This is a genomic window from Pseudomonas sp. ZS1P83 (genome assembly GCF_054897825.1).
The window spans coordinates 2,751,261-2,768,973 of record NZ_CM142706.1 but is presented as its reverse complement, the minus strand read 5'-3'; the positions used below and the strand labels follow the sequence as shown (position 1 = coordinate 2,768,973).

The following is a 17,713-nucleotide window of genomic DNA, read 5'->3' as shown; positions in this document are numbered from 1 at the left end:
GCGGCATTCCCACGCGGAGCGTGGGAACGATCGACGAGGGGGACGTTAGAGTTTATTCAGGGGGATTTTCAGGTAGCTCACGCCATTGTTCTCGGCCGGCGGCAAATTCCCCGCCCGCACATTCACCTGAATCGCGGGCAGCAACAGCGTCGGCATGCCCAGCCCCGCATCACGCTGGGTGCGCATGGCGACGAACGCGGCTTCGTCGATTCCGTCATGGATGTGAATGTTGCTTTTACGCTGCTCGCCCACCGTGCTCATGCACTGAGGTTCGCGGCCCTCGGGCGGGTAATCGTGGCAGACATAGAGTCGCACGCTGGCAGGGAAGGCCAGCAGTTTGCGAATCGAGGCGAACATCTGGTTGGCGTTGCCGCCGGGAAAATCACAACGAGCAGTGCCCACGTCCGGCATGAACAATGTATCGCCCACCAGAATCACATCGCTGTCGATCAGATAGGCCATGTCCGCTGGCGTGTGCCCGGGAACATGCAGGGCCGTGGCCTTGAGGGTGCCGATCATGAACGATTCGTCCGGCGCAAACAGATGGTCGAATTGCGAACCGTCACTGCGAAACTCCGGCTCAAGGTTGAACAGGGTTTTGAACACGCCCTGAACCTTGCTGATCGACTGACCAATAGCAATCTCGCCCCCCAATTCCCGACGCAGATACGGCGCGGCCGACAGGTGATCGGCATGGGCGTGAGTTTCCAGCAGCCATTGCACGCGCAGCTGGTGGTCGCGAACGAAGGCGATGACCTTGTCGGCCTGGACGGTGGCGGTTCGCCCGGCGGCGGGGTCGTAGTCGAGCACCGGGTCGACGATCGCGCAGTACCCGCCATCGGCTTCGTAGATCACGTAACTGTAGGTCGACGAGGCAGGGTCTAAAAAAGCTTCAATCAGGGCGGGCATGGTGGCCGTTTCTTACGGGATAAGCCATGAGGGTAGTTTCATTTTCCCTGCGCTGACCAGCCCCCAGTCAATTCAAAGAAGGAAAAAAGCTGTGCGGGCTCTATCCTGTCTGTCATCGATACCGGGCGTTCCCGGCTTTTTTCCGCAGATCACGAGCGTTTTATGTTGCTGGCAAGTTTTTTTGGCGTGGTGATGGGGCTTGTGCTCGGTTTGACCGGTGCTGGCGGCGGCATTCTTGCGGTGCCGGCACTGGTGCTGGGGTTGGGTTTGACCATGACCCAGGCTGCGCCAGTCGCACTGTTTGCGGTGGGCAGTGCCGCGGCGATCGGGGCCATCGACGGTTTGCGCCATGGTCTGGTGCGCTATCGCGCCGCGGTGCTGATCGCATTGTTGGGGGCGATTTTTTCACCGATCGGCATCTACTTCGCCCATCAATTGCCGGAAAAAATCCTGATGATTCTGTTCAGTCTGCTGATGGTCATGGTGGCCTGGCGGATGCTGCGTCGTGAGCGCCAGGAAGAAGGTCCAAGCGACCACGGCCACGCCAACTGGGGCCAGAAGAACTGCATGCTCGATCAGCACACCGGGCGCTTTTCCTGGACCGCCAAATGCACCGCGACCCTCGCGGCACTGGGCGCGGTGACCGGGGTTGTCTCGGGGCTGCTCGGGGTGGGCGGTGGCTTCCTGATCGTCCCGGCGTTCAAGCAGCTGACCGATGTGCAGATGCGTGGAATCGTCGCCACCTCCTTGATGGTGATCAGCCTTATTTCCGCCATCGGCGTGATCGGCGCGTTTCAGGCCGGCGTGCGAATCGACGGTGTGGGCGTGTCGTTCATTGTCGCGAGCATCGTAGGCATGATCATCGGCCGCAGGCTTTGCGCGCGATTACCGGCCCGGGGATTGCAGATCGGCTTCGCCAGCATCTGTGTCGTGGTCGCTGCTTACATGCTGTTTAGAGCGGGCGTCTAGCCAGTACCGATGCTTGTGGACGCCAGTCCGTTCCGCAGGCGTACACCCTAAGTTCCGGGCCTGCCGACGCGCGGTCTTACACCGAACTTGCCGCGCATGACCCGCCACTCCAAAGCACTTCAAAACCGCCTCCAAGGCAGCGTATGACGCCGCTTGTCAGCTTTCGATAATCGCCTCCGACATCCAGTCCCCCGCTGCGGAGCGCGTCATGCACAACAATAAGAACATCAAGCATCGTTTCTTGCCTGCCTTCATCGCCAGCCTGTCGACCCTCGGTTTGAGCGCGATGGCCGAAGCCGAGATCATGCTGTACGACAAGGACCAGACCACGTTTTCCACCGATGGCTACATCAACGCCTTCTACGTGAACAGCGATGTGGACCGTGCCGGCGACCAATTCGACCGACGCCAGGCGCGGGTCAAAATGGGCTTTCTGCCCAACTACCTGGGCTTCAACATGAGCAAGCAGATCGATGACCTCAAGCTCGGTGCCCGGACCTCGTTCTGGGTGACCATCAACGACAGCGAAACCAACGGCACGGACACCGCCATCGACGTGCGGCAATTCTATGGCACCGTGGCCAATCCTGAGTGGGGTGAGGTGTTGATCGGCAAGGACTTTGGTCTGTTCGCCCGCTCCAACATCCTACTGGATGAAATGCTCGCCGGTTACGGCCAGGTCAGCGATTCCCTGGGGCTGGTGGACGGTGGCGGGGTGTCGTTCGGCAACATCGGCACGGGTTATCCGTACCCGTTTCCTACGTCGCAGATTACCTATCGCACGCCGGTGATGGACGGCTTGCGGGTGGCAGTGGGGATCATGGACCCGGTGGACACCAACGACAGCAGTCCATTGGGCAAGGCCTATCAGGAGAACCCGCGCACCGAGAGCGAGATCACCTATCAGTTCGACGTGGCCGGGGCGAAGATCTACAGCTGGGTCAACGGCAGCTACCAGACTTCCGACAATACCGATTCCACTGTCCAGTCCGTCACCTCCAAAGGCGTCGGCTACGGTGTGCAAGCGAAGATGGGTGGGCTGTCTCTTACCGGCTCCGGTTTCCAGGCCAAGGGCATCAACCCGTTCTTCACCAACAACGCCGGCGAACCGACCCTGCGCAATGTCGACAGTGACGGTTACCTGCTGCAGGGCTCCTACAAACTGGGCAAGAACCGACTGGCCTTGTCTTATGGCAAGACCAACGACGACGGCAATGGCGTGGTCGGCAGCGGCGCGGATTACGAGACGCGCGGCATTGCGCTGTTCCATGACGTCAACGACAACCTCAAGCTGGTGGCCGAGTACAACCAGTTCGCAATCAACGGCCACGACACCAGCGACCAGAACGAAGACACCGACACCTTTGCGGTGGGGGCGGTGCTGACCTGGTAACCCTTTGGTGGTGACTCCGGCTGCGCGCATCGCGGCGAGGGTCGCCACCGCTCTCATCCCATCGAAGCGGCTACCCGCTACCCAAGTAGCATACGTCGCGACTCTCAGGCTTCGTACACTCGTGCCTCACACATGCGCACCTGCGGGAGGCGACGATGCAGCAGGTCCAGAACGAAGGTGTTGTCAGTGCGATGTCCCAGGCTACCGATGCCCAGGAGGCTGCCCAGGCGTTGGCGCGGCAGTTGTTGCACCCGCATCTGGGATTTGTGCTGTTCTTCTGTTCCGCCGAGTACGACTTGCAGGCGCTGGGCCAGGCCTTGCAACAAAGCTTCGGTGGCATTCGCCTGGTGGGTTGCACCAGCGCCGGTGAAATCACGCCGTTGGGCTACGGTCGCAACTGCGTGACCGCGGTGGGCTTCGACCATCGGCATTTTTCCATCGATGCCGAACTGATCTCCGAGATGGAACGTTTCAGCCTGATCGACGCCCAGCAAATGGTCGAGCGACTGGTCAGTGGCTGTCGCAGCAACACCCAGGCACCGATCAAAGGCAACAGCTTTGCCCTGACCCTGCTCGATGGTTTGTCCAGCCGTGAAGAAATGGTCCTCGCGGCCCTAAGTGCGGCGTTGGGTGACATCCCGCATTTTGGCGGTTCGGCCGGCGACGACAATTACCTGACCCACACCCACGTCTATTTCAATGGCGAGTTCCACAGCGGCGCGGCGGTGGTGGTGCTGGTCAACACCTGGCTGGATTTCGAGGTGTTCACCACTCACCACATCTTGCCGAGGGCGGAAAAACTGGTGGTCACCGGCGCCGACAGCGCCTCGCGCCGGGTCTTTGAACTCAATGCCGAGCCGGCCGCCGAAGAGTACGCCCGGCACATCGGTGTGCCGGTAGCGGAGCTCGATCATCGGATCTTCGCCGCACACCCATTGGCCGTACGGATCAACGATCAGTATTACGTGCGGGCGATCCAGCAGGTTCATCCGGACCTGAGCCTGAGTTTCTACTGCGCAGTGGAAAACGGCATCGTCCTCACGGTCATGACGCCAGGCCCGATGCTGCCGAATCTGCAAACGCTGTTTGAAGGGCTGCAGGAGCGCCTCGGCGATCTGCTGCTGACCATCGGCTGCGACTGCTTTCTCAGGCGTCTGGAGCTGGAAGACGGCGGGAGTCTGGAGCAGATAGGGGCTTTTTTGCGTGACCAACGGGTGATGGGTTTCAACACCTACGGAGAACAGTTCAATGGCATGCATATCAACCAGACCTTCACCGGGGTTGCCATTGCCCGAGGCCGGTCCCCTGGACACCGCTGAGCTTCAGGCACAGATCGCCGGCCTGCAGCGCGACAACCAAAAACTGCAGCGCATCAATGGCGCACTGATCGAGCGGATCGAGTCCGGCATCACTCGTGGTAACGACCCGTACGCGGCGTTCCAGCATTCGGTGGTGCTGGCCGAACAGGTGCGTGAGCGCACCGACGCCTTGAACCAGGCCATGGCTGAACTCAAGTCAGGCAATCACTTGCTCAGCGAAGCACGCCTGCGCGCGGAAACCGCGCATCAGCATTTGATCGATGCCATCGAGAGCATTTCCGATGCTTTTGTGCTGTTCGATGCGGACCAGCGGATCGTGCTGTTCAACAGCCGCTTCAAGGCTTTCTGGGGCAACAGCCGGGTGCGGATCAACGCCGGCATGCGCCTGGCCGAGGTCAAGCGACTGATGTCCGCCACGGGCCTGTTCACCGAAGAACCGCGCGGGCACGCCGACGAAAATCTGCTTTATCGCCTGCAGGACGGTCGCTGGTTGCAAGTCAGCGAACGGCCGACCCAAGAGGGCGGACGGGTGATCCTGTTCACCGACATTACCGACGTCAAACTCAGCGAAACCGTGCGCCGCGAGCAGGCGGTGGCGCAGAAATCGCATCTGTTGCAACGGGCGGTCGACAACCTTTCCCAAGGGGTGGCCATGGTTAACGCCGAGGGCATTCTGGAACTGTGGAACCGGCGTTTCCTTGAGCTGAGCGGCCTGGCGCCGGTGGCGGCCCATCGTCCGTTCGCCGAGGTGATCGCCGACAGCGAGTTGCACTTGCTGACGCCGGCCAGCCGTGATCTGAACGGGCGGCACGTGCAGGAATGCGAGCAGCGGCTCGACGATGGCCGGGTGCTGGAAATTCGCACCCATCCGTTGCCCACCGGCGGTTTCGTCAACACCTTCACCGACATCACCGAACGCTACCAACACGCCGAGGCGCTGAGCGAAAGCGAGCGCTGGATTCGCTTGATCACCGACCATGTGCCGGCGCTGATTGCCTACCTGAATGCCGATCTGGTCTACGAGTTCACCAACAAGGTGTATGAGGAATGGTACTGCTGGCCTCGGGGCGTGATGCTTGGGCAGAGCCTGCGCGAAGTCCACAGCGAACAGCATTACCAGCGTCTGGAAGCCTATGTGGCTCGGGCGTTAGCCGGTGAGAGCGTGACGTTCGAGTTCGCCGAAACCAACATCAACAACCAGGAGCGCTACATGCTGCGTTCCTACGTGCCTAATCGCCTGGCCACCGGGGAAGTGGTGGGGATTTTCGTGTTGATCCGCGACATTACCGAGCGCCGCCGCACCGCCGAGGCGCTGCACCAGGCCTATCAGAATCTTGAGTTGCGGGTGCGCGAGCGGACGGCGGAACTGACGACGCTCAACGACCAATTGCTGCGCGAGATCGACGAGCGTCGGCGCGTGGAGTCTCGCCTGCGTGAAGCCAAACTCGAGGCCGAGCAGGCCAATCTGTCGAAGACCAAGTTTCTCGCCGCCGTCAGTCATGACCTGCTGCAACCGCTCAATGCCGCGCGGCTGTTCACAAGCGCATTGCTGGAACGACGCGAACCGGTGGCCAATGCGATTTTGGTGCGTAACGTCAGCAATTCCCTTGAAGACGTGGAAAACCTGCTGTGCACCCTGGTGGACATTTCCAAACTGGATGCCGGGGTGATCAAGGCCGACATTGCGCCTTTTGCCCTGAGCGAACTGCTGGAAAACCTCGCGGCCGAGTACACCCAGGTGGCTCGCAGTGAAGGCCTGGAATTGCATTTCATCCCCTGTTCCGCTCTGGTGCGCAGCGACATTCAGTTGCTGGCGCGAATCCTTCGAAATCTGTTGAGCAACGCCATTCGTTATACCTACAGCGGTCGTGTGGTGCTCGGTTGCCGGCGTCATCACCAGCGCCTGTCGATCGAGGTCTGGGACAGCGGCATGGGCATTGCCGAAAACCGTCTAGAAGAGATTTTTCAGGAGTTCAAGCGCGGTGACGTGCAGCGTCCTGATCAGGATCGCGGGTTAGGTCTGGGCCTGGCGATCGTGGAAAAGATTGCCGGGATTCTCGGTCACCGCATTCACGTGCGTTCGTGGCCGGGCAAGGGCTCGATGTTCTCCGTCGAAGTGCCGCTCAGTGCTACGGCACCCAAGGCGCTGCCGAGTCTGCTGATGAGCGAACCGATGCTTGAACGTCTGCGTGGGGCGCGGGTGTGGGTGCTGGATAACGACGCGGCCATTTGCGCCGGCATGCGCACATTGCTCGAAGGGTGGGGGTGTCTGGTGGTCACGGCGCTGTCCGAGGAGGACCTGGCGCGGCAAGTGGACAACTATCACGAAGAAGCAGACTTGCTGATCGCTGACTATCACCTGGATGACGATCAGAACGGCGTCGATGCCGTGGCCCGGATCAACGCCCGTCGCGGCTCGGCCATTCCGGCGATGATGATTACTGCCAATTACAGCAATGAACTCAAGTTGCAGATCCGTGAGTTGGGGCACACCTTGATGCACAAACCGGTGCGGCCGATGAAGCTCAAGACGGCGATGAGTCATTTGCTCGGCAGGCCCTGAGATGATCGTTCCCACGCTCCGCGTCACTAGTGTCCGGTAAAAAACGAGGGGGGAGCTTGCTCCCCCTTGCTGTTGGCGGCTGTGAGGCATAATCGGTTTTTTCAGACTCGATTTTGACTTATGTTTTCCAGCACCCGTTTAAGCCAACTACTCAGTGCGATCCCGCGCCAGTTTTTCCAGCAATCCATCGAAACACACCAAGCTGATCGCTACGTCAAACGCTGCACGACCTGGCAATTGCTGGTGACACTGATCAGCGGCCATTTGACCCGAGCCTCAAGCCTGCGATCCTTGGCGACTATCTCCGAAAATTTCGGCCCGCATAGCTACCATCTTAATGCCGGCCCTATTGCCCGCTCGACAATGTCCGATGCCTTGAACAAGCGTGACTACCGGCCATTACAGGACCTTTGTGGGTACCTGATGAGCGCCGTCAGCCGCCAGCAGCGCAAGGAGGTCGGGGCCATGGTTAGCCTGATTGACTCCACGTCGATCACCTTGCGCGGACCTCACTTCGATGGCTGGACAGCCGCGACGAAAACCCGCATCACCCAAGGCCTCAAAGTGCATGTCGGACTGGATCTGGCGCAGCTGGCCCCGGTGTACGTGAACATTACGCCTGCCAACGTCAACGACCTGAGCGATGCACTGGAAATGCCGATCCAGACCGGCATGACGTATGTTTTCGACAAGGGCTACTGCGATTACAACTGGTGGCACGAGTTGCAGACCAAAGGTGCTTTTTTCGTCACCCGCCTGAAGAAAAACGCCAATATCAAAGTGCTGCATGAGCACTCGACCGTGACTGAGCAAAGCTCGGTCATGACCGATGAAGTCGTCCAGTTTGGCAAAAAGCATTTGGCCGGCAAACGCCTGAACGACTATTGGGAAAAGTCGGTAAGACGCGTCGTGGTTGAGCGCGAGGGGCATGCGACGCCGTTAGTTCTGGTGACCAACGACTTCACGAGGACAGCTGAAGAAATCGCGTCCTTGTACAAAGATCGTTGGCAGATCGAGCTATTTTTCAAGTGGATCAAACAACATCTGAAGCTCAAACGCTTTTATGCCTACTCCGAAAATGCGGTGCGTTTGCAGATTTACAGTGCCTTGATCAGCTATCTGTTACTGCAAATACTCCATCGTCGCTCAGGATTTACCGGCTCGTTGTTCGAACTGACGGTTCGCATAGTTCATGTCCTGTTTGAACGGCCCGGAACCCCAGTATTGAGGGATCGACGAAGGCAGGAGCGAGAAAAGTTGAAGGCTGCCCAAGGCAGCCTTCAACTATGAAGCATGTTTACCGGACACTAGTGACGCTCCGCGTGGGAATGCAGCCAGGGACGCTCCGCGTCCAAAAAGCGGACGCAGAGCGTCCGGTGAGGCAATTCCCACGCAGAGCGTGGGAACGATCAGTGTAGGTCTCAGCGCCGCAGATAAGACCCGAAATCAATGTCGCCGGCACTCAAAATTGCCTGCACCCGATTGTGCACGTTGAGTTTGCGCAGGATCGCCGAGACGTGCGCCTTGACTGTGGTTTCGGCGATTTCCAGGGTGTAGGCGATCTGTTTGTTCGACTCGCCCTTGGTCATGCGTTCGAGTACCAGCAACTGCTTGCGGGTCAAGGCCTGGAGCAGTTCCGGCGGAAAGCTCGGGGCATCGTTCATGCGCCTTGAACCGCATTTTTGCGTGCGGATGATGTCCGGCGGCAAGTAGACATTGCCGTTGAGGATCTGCTGGATGGCCTCGGTCATTTGCACCCGTGGCGAGGATTTGGTGATGAAACCCACCGCGCCATAGGTAATGGCTTGCAGCACGACTTGTTTGTCCTGTTCGGCCGAGACGATCACCACCGGAATGGTCGGCGCCTCGTTGCGCAGGTTGATCAGGCCATTGAGGCCGTGCATGCCGGGCATGTTCAGGTCGAGCAGGATCAGGTCCAGGTCGTCGTGTTCCTGAGTCAGCACCAGGGCGCTGTCCAGGTCGGCGGTTTCCATCACCTCGCTGCCCGGAAAACCATCGCTGATGACGTTATGAATGGCTTCGCGAAACAGCGGGTGATCGTCGGCAATCAGAATTTTGTACATAGCCTTTCACCTCATTATTTTGATTAGGGTGTGGCAACAACGCGCCCGCGTAAAGGTCAAGGAAAGGGCTCGGGCTGGGCCGGCGTTACGGGCAAGTTGGCTGCCTGCCAGGCGTCCAGGCCGTCGCGATACCAGTACAACGTCTTATAGCCCATGGCGGCGGCGCGTTTCACGGCGTTCCAGCTCAGCCAGCAATCGGAGCGGCAATAGAAGACCAGCGGCTGCGCGAGATCGCCATCGGTCAATGTGTTCAGCTTACGCACAAAATAGTCCTGCCAATCGGGCGTCAGGTCACCGTCGCCGATATTGGCCAGCCAATGGCTGCCGGGCAGGTTTTCGTGGGGCTGGTCCTCGATGAAACGTCCTTGCAGCCATTGCCGGCGGTAGACGTCGATCAGCACCGGACGGGGCGTCTGGGTCAGCAGGGTTTGCAGGGCCGCGGTATCGATGATGCCGGCGCCCTGTACTTGATTCGGGGTCGGGCTGCGGTAGAGGCCGATGCGGTAGCCGTCGGCTGAGAACAGCGGTGTTTCGGCCTGCGCGACGCCCAGCAACAGGCTCAGCGATAGCGCAGCGAGAGAAGGGCGCAGCAGACGACGTCGGGCACGCGGCATGGGGTTCAATCCTTATAGTTATGAACCCATTACATGCCAGTCTCGGTGCGTTGGGAATGCGACGATAGACAGGTAAAGCAGTACTAAAGTAGTAATTTCACCCGAATTGATCGTTCCCACGCGGAGTGGTCTGCACCCCAAAAGTTGGACACAACTGATGGGGTAGTCAGCTGGTTTTGCGCAACGCGGCGTGTTGCGGGTTGAAAGTGAGCACGGCGAGCAGAGCGAATACCAGTGTGAGCCCCACACACACCGCCAATGCCAACGGATTGAAGCGTTCATACAGGGCAAACCGCACCAGCTCCACCGCATGGGTGAACGGGTTCAACGCGCATAACCCGTACAGCCACTCGCTGGACTCGCGCATTTTCCACAGCGGATACAGCGCCGACGACAGGAAAAACAGCGGGAAGATCACGAAATTCATTACCCCGGCAAAGTTTTCCAGCTGACGGATGGCGTTGGACAGCAACAAGCCCAGTGCGCTGAGCATCAATGCCACCAGCAGCAACGCCGGTAATGCAATCAACAAGCCCATGGCCGGTGGTTGCACACCGTACAGCCAGGCAATCGCCAGGAAGGCATAAACCTGCAACAGCGAGATCAGCGAGGTGGCCAACAACTTGCTGCACAACAGGAAGGTCCGGGGCAGGGGGCTGGTCAGCAGCACGCGCATGCTGCCCATTTCCCGGTCGTAGACCATCGACAGCGAACCTTGCATGCCGTTGAACAGCAGGATCATGCAGGCCAGCCCGGGGATGATGTAGACCTCATAGGGAATGTAGGTGTCGTAGGGCTCGATGATCGCGATCCCGAGTGCGGCGCGAAACCCGGCGGCGAACACCAGCAACCACAGCAACGGCCGTACCAGCGCGCTGAGAAACCGCGTGCGCTGCAACACAAAGCGCAGCCATTCACGCAGCACGATGCCGCTGAAACATTGCCAGTAGGCATTCATCGGACGGCTCCTGAAGTGGAAGGCGTGGTCAGGCGAGCGAAGGCCGAACCGAGGTCGCCGCCGTGTTCTTCGCTGAGGGCGTGGGCCTGTCCGCTGGCCACCAGTAACCCTTGATGGAGAATCAGCAAATCGTCGCTGGGCTGCACCTCATCCAGCAAATGGGTGGTCCAGAGCACGCTGATGTTCTGCTCGCGGCACAGATTGCGGATGTGCTGATTGAGCGCCAGCCGACTGGCCGGGTCGAGGCCGACGCTGGCCTCGTCGAGCAGCAGCAGGCGCGGCTCATGCAGTAAGGCGCGGGCGATTTCCACTCGGCGACGGTGGCCGCCATTGAGTTCGCGGACCCGCTCGCGACGGCGTTCAGTCAGGGACTGACGGGCCAGTTCGGCGTCGACCCGGATTCCGGTCTGACGCCGGGACATCCCATGCAGCGCGGCGTGATAACGCAGGTTTTGCTCGACGCTGAGGTCCAGGTCCAGGGTGCTTTGCTGAAACACCACACCCAGTTGCTTGAGCGCCGGACGCGCCGTGTTACGCAGTGAACAACCGCCGACGCGGATGTCACCGCGCTGCACATCGTAAAGACGGGTGAGCAGGGCGATCAGCGTCGATTTGCCCGCGCCATTCGGCCCGAGTAGCGCCGCGAAACGCCCGGGTGCGAGGTTGAAACTCACCTGATGCAACGCCTCGCGCGCGCCATAGGCGAAGCTCAGGTCGCTGACTTCCAGTGCGTTCATGGGGTCACCACCACGCCCCACGGATAGCGCCCGACCTTGATCGATTGGGTGACCTTGAGGCTGTCGACATCGATCACCGACACGTCGCCGCTGACACCGTTAGTGGCCAGCAATTGTCGTTGATCCGGGGTGAACGACATCTGCCAGACCCGTCGCCCGACCAACAGGTAATCAAGAATCTCGAAGGTCTTGGCGTCGATCACCGCCACATGATTGGCCGGGCCGAGGGCGACGAAACCGTACTTGCCGTCGGCGCTGAGTTTGATGCCCACCGGTTGAACCTTGTCCGGGTGCACGCCCTTGATCTGGAAGGTCACGGTCTTGAGGATCTTGCGCGTTGCCACGTCAAGAATGGTCACCGTGCCGCCGATTTCCGCCGAGGCCCAGAGCTGTGAACCGTCCGGCGAAAATTCGACGAAGCGCGGCCGCTGATTCACTAGCGTGCTGTCGGCCAGGGTCTGGGTGCTGGTGTCGATCCAGTGCAGCATGTTGGTGGTTTCGCTGGTGTTCACCGCCCACTTGCCGTCGGGGCTGACGGCCATGCCTTCGGGTTCGACGCCGACGTTGATCTGGCTCAGCACCTTGGAGGTTTCCGTGTCGATCACCGTCACCAGTGCATCGTCTTCGTTGGAAACGTACAGCCAGCGATTGTTCGGGTGCAGGGCGAACTGCTCAGGATCTTTGCCCGAGGGCAGCTCTTTGATGATCTTGCGCGTGGCGACGTCCATCACCTGGACCCGGTCCGAGTCGCTGGCGCAGATGTACAGCAACTTGCTGTCATGGGACAGCAAGAGACCGCGAGGGCGCTGGCCGACAGGTAATGTGTCGGTGACTTGCAGGGTCTGCAGGTCGATCAGGCTCAGGCTGTTGTCCTTTTCGTTGGAGACCCAGGCGGTGCTGGCCGCGGCGTGCCCGGCGGCAAGCAGCAGGGCGCAAGAGAGCAGGGTGCGGCGCATGGCGGATTCCTTTTCTGTTGTAGTTGTTGTGGAGGGGGATCAGGGAAAGCGGCAGCTGACCTCGGGCTTGTCGTAGCCCAGGCTGTCCATCTCGTTAAAGGGATGCAGAAAACCGTCCTGCGGCGAGGTGCTGACCAGCGCCCGGGGCTGGACGATGGGAATCGGTTGGCGCAACTGGCCGTTCCACGGCCGATAACTGAGCTTGCGGCCCTTGAAACCGTCCAGCGGCAATTGATCGCTGATTTCAAGTGTACGGATCGCCATCGGATCGACCTGACGTGACTTGCTCACGGCACTGGCGATGCTGCGCACGGCGATCCAGGCGGCGAAATCCCGGTCGTTCATCCAGCGCCCGGCCATGGCTTCGAAGCGCTTCTGCAACTGCGCGGCGCCGTAGGTTTCCACGGTTTTGTGCCAGCCCACCGGGGTCAAGCCTTGAGTGCCGGCGACCGGCCGTGGGTACCAGGTCTGGTAGGGCACGTATTCGCCGAAATCACCGCGTTCATCCGCCACCAGCACCACGTCGTACTCGGCGGTCTGGGTGAACAGCGGCATGTCGGCCTGGGCGCTGCGTCGCTGATCGTTGTCGAAACTCCAGGCTTTTTCCGCGACCAGTTTCAAACCGAAGCGTTTGGCGGCGCGGCGCAGGGCGGCGGCATAGGCTTGATCGTCCGGGGTCGGGCCGACGATCAGCAGCGCCCGTTGCCATTTGCGCACGACCAGAAATTGCGCCAGCGCATCGGCGAGCATCGCCCGGCTCGGCAGGCTGTGCAGCACGTTCGGCAGGCAATCGGTGGTGCGCAGGCTGTCATCGGGACTGCCGGCATTGAACAGCAAACTGTCGGGCAGCACGGCGCTGAGCCGGCGCAGGCTCTGCGCCGGTGCATTCACCACAAACAGGCGCAGACCTTGTTCATGCTGGGCTTTGGCCGCTTCGACCAGGGCATCCTGATTGTCGACGTTGGCGCTGACCAGGCTGTAACTCTGGTTGAGGAAACGCCCGGTGCTGTTGCTGTCAATGATCGCCAGTTCGGCGCCACGCAACCCGGCATCGACGGGCTCGGGAATGATGTTCGACAGCAACGGGCCCGGGTCGGGGCGATAGCCCAGGTAGCCGATTTTCACCTGCAACGGCGCGTCGGCGGCTTGGCTCTGGGTCGCCACCCCGGCGGCGCAGGCAATCGCCAACAGGTAGATCAGTGCGTAAGGGGCAAGCTGGCGCATAGGGCACTCCATTACTGGTAGCGCCAGCATAGGAAGCCTGCGAGGCAGAAGGAAATATGCAGAAAGTACCAGTGAGCCAGTACCAAGGTAGTAACTCGCCCCAGTCGGCGCGGTTTTAGCATGGGTAATAACGGCCATCACTCTGGAGGAGATCAATCATGCGTGTTCTCAAAGCGCTGCTCCTGCCGTTGCTGCTGATCCTGACCCTGATCGGTGTCGACAAGCTCCACGGCCCGCGCCCCGCGCCGTTGCTGGTCTTGCCCGCAACGCCAGGGCGATGATCGTTCCCACGCGCAGCAAAGGAATGCAGCCCGGGACGCTCCGCGTCCCTTCCAGAGCCGAACGCGGAGCGTCCGTTGAGGCATTCCCACGCGGAGCATCACTAGTGTCCGGTAAACATGCTTCATAGTTGAAGGCTGCCTTGGGCAGCCTTCAACTTTTCTCGCTCCTGCCTTCGTCGATCCCTCAATACTGGGGTTCCGGGCCGTTCAAACAGGACATGAACTATGCGAACCGTCAGTTCGAACAACGAGCCGGTAAATCCTGAGCGACGATGGAGTATTTGCAGTAACAGATAGCTGATCAAGGCACTGTAAATCTGCAAACGCACCGCATTTTCGGAGTAGGCATAAAAGCGTTTGAGCTTCAGATGTTGTTTGATCCACTTGAAAAATAGCTCGATCTGCCAACGATCTTTGTACAAGGACGCGATTTCTTCAGCTGTCCTCGTGAAGTCGTTGGTCACCAGAACTAACGGCGTCGCATGCCCCTCGCGCTCAACCACGACGCGTCTTACCGACTTTTCCCAATAGTCGTTCAGGCGTTTGCCGGCCAAATGCTTTTTGCCAAACTGGACGACTTCATCGGTCATGACCGAGCTTTGCTCAGTCACGGTCGAGTGCTCATGCAGCACTTTGATATTGGCGTTTTTCTTCAGGCGGGTGACGAAAAAAGCACCTTTGGTCTGCAACTCGTGCCACCAGTTGTAATCGCAGTAGCCCTTGTCGAAAACATACGTCATGCCGGTCTGGATCGGCATTTCCAGTGCATCGCTCAGGTCGTTGACGTTGGCAGGCGTAATGTTCACGTACACCGGGGCCAGCTGCGCCAGATCCAGCCCGACATGCACTTTGAGGCCTTGGGTGATGCGGGTTTTCGTCGCGGCTGTCCAGCCATCGAAGTGAGGTCCGCGCAAGGTGATCGACGTGGAGTCAATCAGGCTAACCATGGCCCCGACCTCCTTGCGCTGCTGGCGGCTGACGGCGCTCATCAGGTACCCACAAAGGTCCTGTAATGGCCGGTAGTCACGCTTGTTCAAGGCATCGGACATTGTCGAGCGGGCAATAGGGCCGGCATTAAGATGGTAGCTATGCGGGCCGAAATTTTCGGAGATAGTCGCCAAGGATCGCAGGCTTGAGGCTCGGGTCAAATGGCCGCTGATCAGTGTCACCAGCAATTGCCAGGTCGTGCAGCGTTTGACGTAGCGATCAGCTTGGTGTGTTTCGATGGATTGCTGGAAAAACTGGCGCGGGATCGCACTGAGTAGTTGGCTTAAACGGGTGCTGGAAAACATAAGTCAAAATCGAGTCTGAAAAAACCGATTATGCCTCACAGCCGCCAACAGCAAGAGGGAGCAAGCTCCCCCCTCGTTTTTTACCGGACACTAGTGACGCGGAGCATGGGAACGATCAGTGTTGCACCCGCGGTTGCCGGGAATACTTCCCGTACGGCACCTGATTCAGGTGTGCGCCACAAGCCCTACTACCAAGGAACTAGACGGCGGCCACCAAAGCAGCATGGGGCTTGCGCGAAGCCCTTCCTAAGATGGGTGCCATAGCCTCTTCAAAGAGGTTTTGCGTGCAATCAAGAGGGCATAACAATGACAACAAAACTCAACGCCTTACTCGTTGCCGGACTGCTGGCCGGTTGTATCAGCACAGGTTCCGTCTGGGCCCACGGCAACGTGGTACCTCAGGCTGTCGCCACCCCGGGCCTGACCCCGATCAAGGACGCCAGCGTACAGGTTGATGGCGATGGGTGGGCGGCGGTGAACCCGTATCGCGCCTCCCCGGAACACGATAAGGCCGTGGAAATCGGCTCTTCGGCCTACAACCAGAACTGCGCGGCCTGTCATGGCCTGGAAGCCAAATCCGGCGGCATCGCCCCCGATTTGCGCATGCTCGATGTCGCCGAAGCGGGTGATGAATGGTTCGTCGAACGCGTGCGCCACGGCGCCGTGCGTGACGGTCGAGTCTACATGCCGAAGATGGCCGACTACCTGAGCCAGGAAGCCTTGTGGGCGGTCCGCACTTACCTGGACAGCGTTCACGTCGAGGAGTAATCCATGCGCCTGCTCGCTGTGTTGATCAGCGCTGTGTTGCTGTGCTGCCAGGCAGTTCAGGCACAGGTCCGAACCTATGACGAAATGATCACCGCCGGGGAGCTGAAAGTGGCGGTCTACAAGGACTTCGCCCCCTACAGTTTTGAAGACGCCGGCCAGGCCCGCGGCGTTGATGTCGAACTCGCCGAGGCGTTGGCCAAGGCCCTCGGTGTGCACCTGACGTTGATGTGGGCGCCCGCCGGCGAGAAGCTCGATGACGACCTGCGCGATTACATCTGGCGTGCCAGTCAGTTGCACGATCTGCAACTGGCCGACCTGATGATGCGCGTGCCGTACGATCGCGATTACGCCCAGAAGCGCAATGAACTGGGTGAGTTGGAAAACGGCCATGTGGTGATGTTCGGGCCGTACCAGAACGAACAGTGGCAGGTCGCCTTCGACCGTCGCCGACTGGATAAGGTGGGCAGCGTCGCCGTGTTCGAGCACCACCCGATCGGCGTCGAAGTCGACAGTGTGCCGTCGTTCTACCTGACCTCGGTATTCAGCGGCATGCTTGCTGGCAAAACCCATCACTACCCTGGTGTGGCACAGGCTTTCGCGGCCATGAAGGCCGGTGAAGTCGACGCGGTGATGGCCATGCGCGGCGAGATTGACTGGCAAGTGCATGAAGCGGCGGACCCGCAAGTGGCGCTGGCGGAAAACGCCTACCCGAACATGGGCAAGCAGCTCTGGGAGATCGGCATGGCGGTGCATGAAAGCAACCGTCAGTTGGCCTATGCAGTGGAAGAGGCGCTGGAAACCTTGATCCGCGAGGGCGCAGTCAAAACCATCTATGGTCATTACGGCCTGCGCTATGACGTGCCCGAGATGTATCAATAGTGAACTGGCGAGCGGGTTGTCTGTTGGCCTGTTGGTTACCCATGGCCGCGCACGCGGTGGACATCGACCCGGGTAAAGACCCGGTGCCTTCGGTGATGTGGGCCTTCTATCACAAGCAGATGCTCGGCGATGCGCCGTTCGTGTTCGACGACCGGGTCAAGCTGCTGGCGCCGCCGTTCGCCGAAGACGCCCGGCAAGTACCGCTGGAAATCGACGCCCGGGCGTTCAAGGGCGAGGTGGTGAAAATCCTCGCCTGGGCCGAACTCAACCCCTTACCAAAAATCGTCGATTTCCAACCGACCGATCGCGTACTGCCCTGGCTGTCGATCCGCATCCGCATCGAGCAAGCCACGCCGTTGCGTGCGGCGGTGCTGACCCGTGACGGCCTCTGGCATGTCGGCTCAACCCTGATCGATGCGGCGGGCGGCGGTTGCACGGCGCCGAGTGTGGTGCGCACTCAGCCGGGCTGGGAAGACCACATCGGCGAAGTGCTGGGCGGTCGTTATCCCCGTGGCGAATTCAGTCGCGTGCGGCTGCAGGTGGCGCATCCAATGGACAACGGCATGGTCAGCGGCATCCCGGAATTCTTCATCAACCATGCGCAGCTGCGGGATCAAAACGATCAACTGCTGGCCCGACTTGAGCTGTTTCCCGCCGTCAGCGAAAACCCCAACCTGGCCTTCGACATCGAAGGGGCAGGGCAGACGCGCCTGTTACTGCGGGACAACAGCGGCAATCAATTCGATGCGGCCATACCCTGACCCAAA

General features: G+C 60.0%; 17 protein-coding genes. 9 read left to right on the top strand and 8 right to left on the bottom strand.

Features of this window, described 5'->3' with window-relative positions; translation table 11 throughout:
* Positions 1-45: 45 nt before the first annotated feature.
* A complete protein-coding gene (locus ACYZT0_RS13135; protein ID WP_462046196.1) occupies positions 46-909 on the bottom strand; it encodes an MBL fold metallo-hydrolase in 864 nt (287 codons plus the stop codon).
* A 162-nt stretch (positions 910-1,071) separates the two neighbouring features.
* Between ACYZT0_RS13135 and ACYZT0_RS13130 the strand changes: the two genes are divergently transcribed.
* The 5 genes from ACYZT0_RS13130 to ACYZT0_RS13110 all read left to right on the top strand — a co-directional run bounded on the left by ACYZT0_RS13130 (position 1,072) and on the right by ACYZT0_RS13110 (position 8,443).
* Positions 1,072-1,878: a sulfite exporter TauE/SafE family protein gene (locus tag ACYZT0_RS13130; protein ID WP_462046195.1), complete on the top strand. Its 807-nt coding sequence runs from the start codon at positions 1,072-1,074 to the stop codon at positions 1,876-1,878.
* A gap of 208 nt (positions 1,879-2,086) precedes the next feature.
* The gene (locus tag ACYZT0_RS13125) at positions 2,087-3,271 is read left to right on the top strand and encodes a porin (protein WP_462046194.1); all 1,185 of its coding nucleotides are present in this window, start codon (positions 2,087-2,089) and stop codon (positions 3,269-3,271) included.
* 155 nt (positions 3,272-3,426) lie between these two features.
* Positions 3,427-4,590 (top strand): nitric oxide-sensing protein NosP, encoded by a 1,164-nt coding sequence (nosP, locus tag ACYZT0_RS13120; protein WP_462046193.1) that lies wholly within the window; start codon positions 3,427-3,429, stop codon positions 4,588-4,590.
* Entirely contained in the window at positions 4,559-7,153 is a 2,595-nt protein-coding gene (nahK, locus tag ACYZT0_RS13115; RefSeq protein ID WP_462046560.1) for a hybrid sensor histidine kinase/response regulator NahK/ErcS', read from the top strand. Before nosP ends, nahK begins: the two co-directional genes overlap by 32 nt.
* Positions 7,154-7,273: 120 nt before the next feature.
* Entirely contained in the window at positions 7,274-8,443 is a 1,170-nt protein-coding gene (locus ACYZT0_RS13110) for an IS4 family transposase (RefSeq protein ID WP_462041955.1), read from the top strand.
* A 131-nt stretch (positions 8,444-8,574) separates the two neighbouring features.
* On the opposite strand, the gene ACYZT0_RS13105 is transcribed toward ACYZT0_RS13110, so the two are convergent.
* The 6 genes from ACYZT0_RS13105 to ACYZT0_RS13080 all read right to left on the bottom strand — a co-directional run bounded on the left by ACYZT0_RS13105 (position 8,575) and on the right by ACYZT0_RS13080 (position 13,726).
* Entirely contained in the window at positions 8,575-9,237 is a 663-nt protein-coding gene (locus ACYZT0_RS13105; RefSeq protein WP_140679198.1) for a response regulator transcription factor, read from the bottom strand.
* Between the two features lie 56 nt (positions 9,238-9,293).
* Positions 9,294-9,851 carry a PQQ-dependent catabolism-associated CXXCW motif protein gene (locus ACYZT0_RS13100; RefSeq protein WP_462046192.1) on the bottom strand — a complete coding sequence of 186 codons (558 nt, stop codon included), beginning with the start codon at positions 9,849-9,851 and terminating at the stop codon, positions 9,294-9,296.
* Positions 9,852-10,017: 166 nt separating this feature from the next.
* A complete protein-coding gene (locus ACYZT0_RS13095) occupies positions 10,018-10,809 on the bottom strand; it encodes an ABC transporter permease (RefSeq protein ID WP_462046191.1) in 792 nt (263 codons plus the stop codon).
* On the bottom strand, positions 10,806-11,546 hold the full coding sequence (locus tag ACYZT0_RS13090; RefSeq protein WP_462046190.1) for an ABC transporter ATP-binding protein: 741 nt from the start codon (positions 11,544-11,546) through the stop codon (positions 10,806-10,808). Before ACYZT0_RS13090 ends, ACYZT0_RS13095 begins: the two co-directional genes overlap by 4 nt.
* A complete protein-coding gene (locus ACYZT0_RS13085) occupies positions 11,543-12,502 on the bottom strand; it encodes a YVTN family beta-propeller repeat protein (RefSeq protein ID WP_462046189.1) in 960 nt (319 codons plus the stop codon). Before ACYZT0_RS13085 ends, ACYZT0_RS13090 begins: the two co-directional genes overlap by 4 nt.
* A gap of 39 nt (positions 12,503-12,541) precedes the next feature.
* On the bottom strand, positions 12,542-13,726 hold the full coding sequence (locus ACYZT0_RS13080; protein WP_462046188.1) for an ABC transporter substrate-binding protein: 1,185 nt from the start codon (positions 13,724-13,726) through the stop codon (positions 12,542-12,544).
* A gap of 158 nt (positions 13,727-13,884) precedes the next feature.
* Here ACYZT0_RS13080 and ACYZT0_RS13075 point away from each other — a divergent pair, with 158 nt between their 5' ends.
* Complete coding sequence (locus ACYZT0_RS13075; RefSeq protein ID WP_462046187.1) at positions 13,885-14,007, top strand: hypothetical protein; 123 nt, start codon at positions 13,885-13,887, stop codon at positions 14,005-14,007.
* A gap of 122 nt (positions 14,008-14,129) precedes the next feature.
* Here the strand turns inward: ACYZT0_RS13075 and ACYZT0_RS13070 are convergent, their stop codons facing one another.
* Positions 14,130-15,299 (bottom strand): IS4 family transposase, encoded by a 1,170-nt coding sequence (locus tag ACYZT0_RS13070; protein ID WP_462041955.1) that lies wholly within the window; start codon positions 15,297-15,299, stop codon positions 14,130-14,132.
* A 306-nt stretch (positions 15,300-15,605) separates the two neighbouring features.
* Between ACYZT0_RS13070 and pedF the strand changes: the two genes are divergently transcribed.
* Genes pedF through ACYZT0_RS13055 form a run of 3 tightly spaced genes read left to right on the top strand, consistent with a single transcriptional unit; the run spans position 15,606 to position 17,707 of the window.
* On the top strand, positions 15,606-16,067 hold the full coding sequence (gene pedF / locus ACYZT0_RS13065; RefSeq protein WP_462046186.1) for a cytochrome c-550 PedF: 462 nt from the start codon (positions 15,606-15,608) through the stop codon (positions 16,065-16,067).
* Between the two features lie 3 nt (positions 16,068-16,070).
* Positions 16,071-16,946, top strand: coding sequence for a substrate-binding periplasmic protein (locus tag ACYZT0_RS13060; RefSeq protein WP_462046185.1), 876 nt, complete (start codon positions 16,071-16,073; stop codon positions 16,944-16,946).
* Entirely contained in the window at positions 16,946-17,707 is a 762-nt protein-coding gene (locus tag ACYZT0_RS13055; RefSeq protein WP_462046184.1) for a quinoprotein dehydrogenase-associated SoxYZ-like carrier, read from the top strand. Before ACYZT0_RS13060 ends, ACYZT0_RS13055 begins: the two co-directional genes overlap by 1 nt.
* Positions 17,708-17,713 lie beyond the last annotated feature (6 nt).

Bases quoted from the DNA above. Each gene is read 5' to 3' on its own strand.
- ACYZT0_RS13135 (WP_462046196.1), bottom strand. From the start codon at position 909: ATGCCCGCCCTGATTGAAGCTTTTTTAGACCCTGCCTCGTCGACCTAC.
- ACYZT0_RS13130 (WP_462046195.1), top strand. From the start codon at position 1,072: ATGTTGCTGGCAAGTTTTTTTGGCGTGGTGATGGGGCTTGTGCTCGGT.
- ACYZT0_RS13125 (WP_462046194.1), top strand. From the start codon at position 2,087: ATGCACAACAATAAGAACATCAAGCATCGTTTCTTGCCTGCCTTCATC.
- nosP (WP_462046193.1), top strand. From the start codon at position 3,427: ATGCAGCAGGTCCAGAACGAAGGTGTTGTCAGTGCGATGTCCCAGGCT.
- ACYZT0_RS13110 (WP_462041955.1), top strand. From the start codon at position 7,274: ATGTTTTCCAGCACCCGTTTAAGCCAACTACTCAGTGCGATCCCGCGC.
- ACYZT0_RS13105 (WP_140679198.1), bottom strand. From the start codon at position 9,237: ATGTACAAAATTCTGATTGCCGACGATCACCCGCTGTTTCGCGAAGCC.
- ACYZT0_RS13100 (WP_462046192.1), bottom strand. From the start codon at position 9,851: ATGCCGCGTGCCCGACGTCGTCTGCTGCGCCCTTCTCTCGCTGCGCTA.
- ACYZT0_RS13095 (WP_462046191.1), bottom strand. From the start codon at position 10,809: ATGAATGCCTACTGGCAATGTTTCAGCGGCATCGTGCTGCGTGAATGG.
- ACYZT0_RS13090 (WP_462046190.1), bottom strand. From the start codon at position 11,546: ATGAACGCACTGGAAGTCAGCGACCTGAGCTTCGCCTATGGCGCGCGC.
- ACYZT0_RS13085 (WP_462046189.1), bottom strand. From the start codon at position 12,502: ATGCGCCGCACCCTGCTCTCTTGCGCCCTGCTGCTTGCCGCCGGGCAC.
- ACYZT0_RS13080 (WP_462046188.1), bottom strand. From the start codon at position 13,726: ATGCGCCAGCTTGCCCCTTACGCACTGATCTACCTGTTGGCGATTGCC.
- ACYZT0_RS13075 (WP_462046187.1), top strand. From the start codon at position 13,885: ATGCGTGTTCTCAAAGCGCTGCTCCTGCCGTTGCTGCTGATCCTGACC.
- ACYZT0_RS13070 (WP_462041955.1), bottom strand. From the start codon at position 15,299: ATGTTTTCCAGCACCCGTTTAAGCCAACTACTCAGTGCGATCCCGCGC.
- pedF (WP_462046186.1), top strand. From the start codon at position 15,606: ATGACAACAAAACTCAACGCCTTACTCGTTGCCGGACTGCTGGCCGGT.
- ACYZT0_RS13060 (WP_462046185.1), top strand. From the start codon at position 16,071: ATGCGCCTGCTCGCTGTGTTGATCAGCGCTGTGTTGCTGTGCTGCCAG.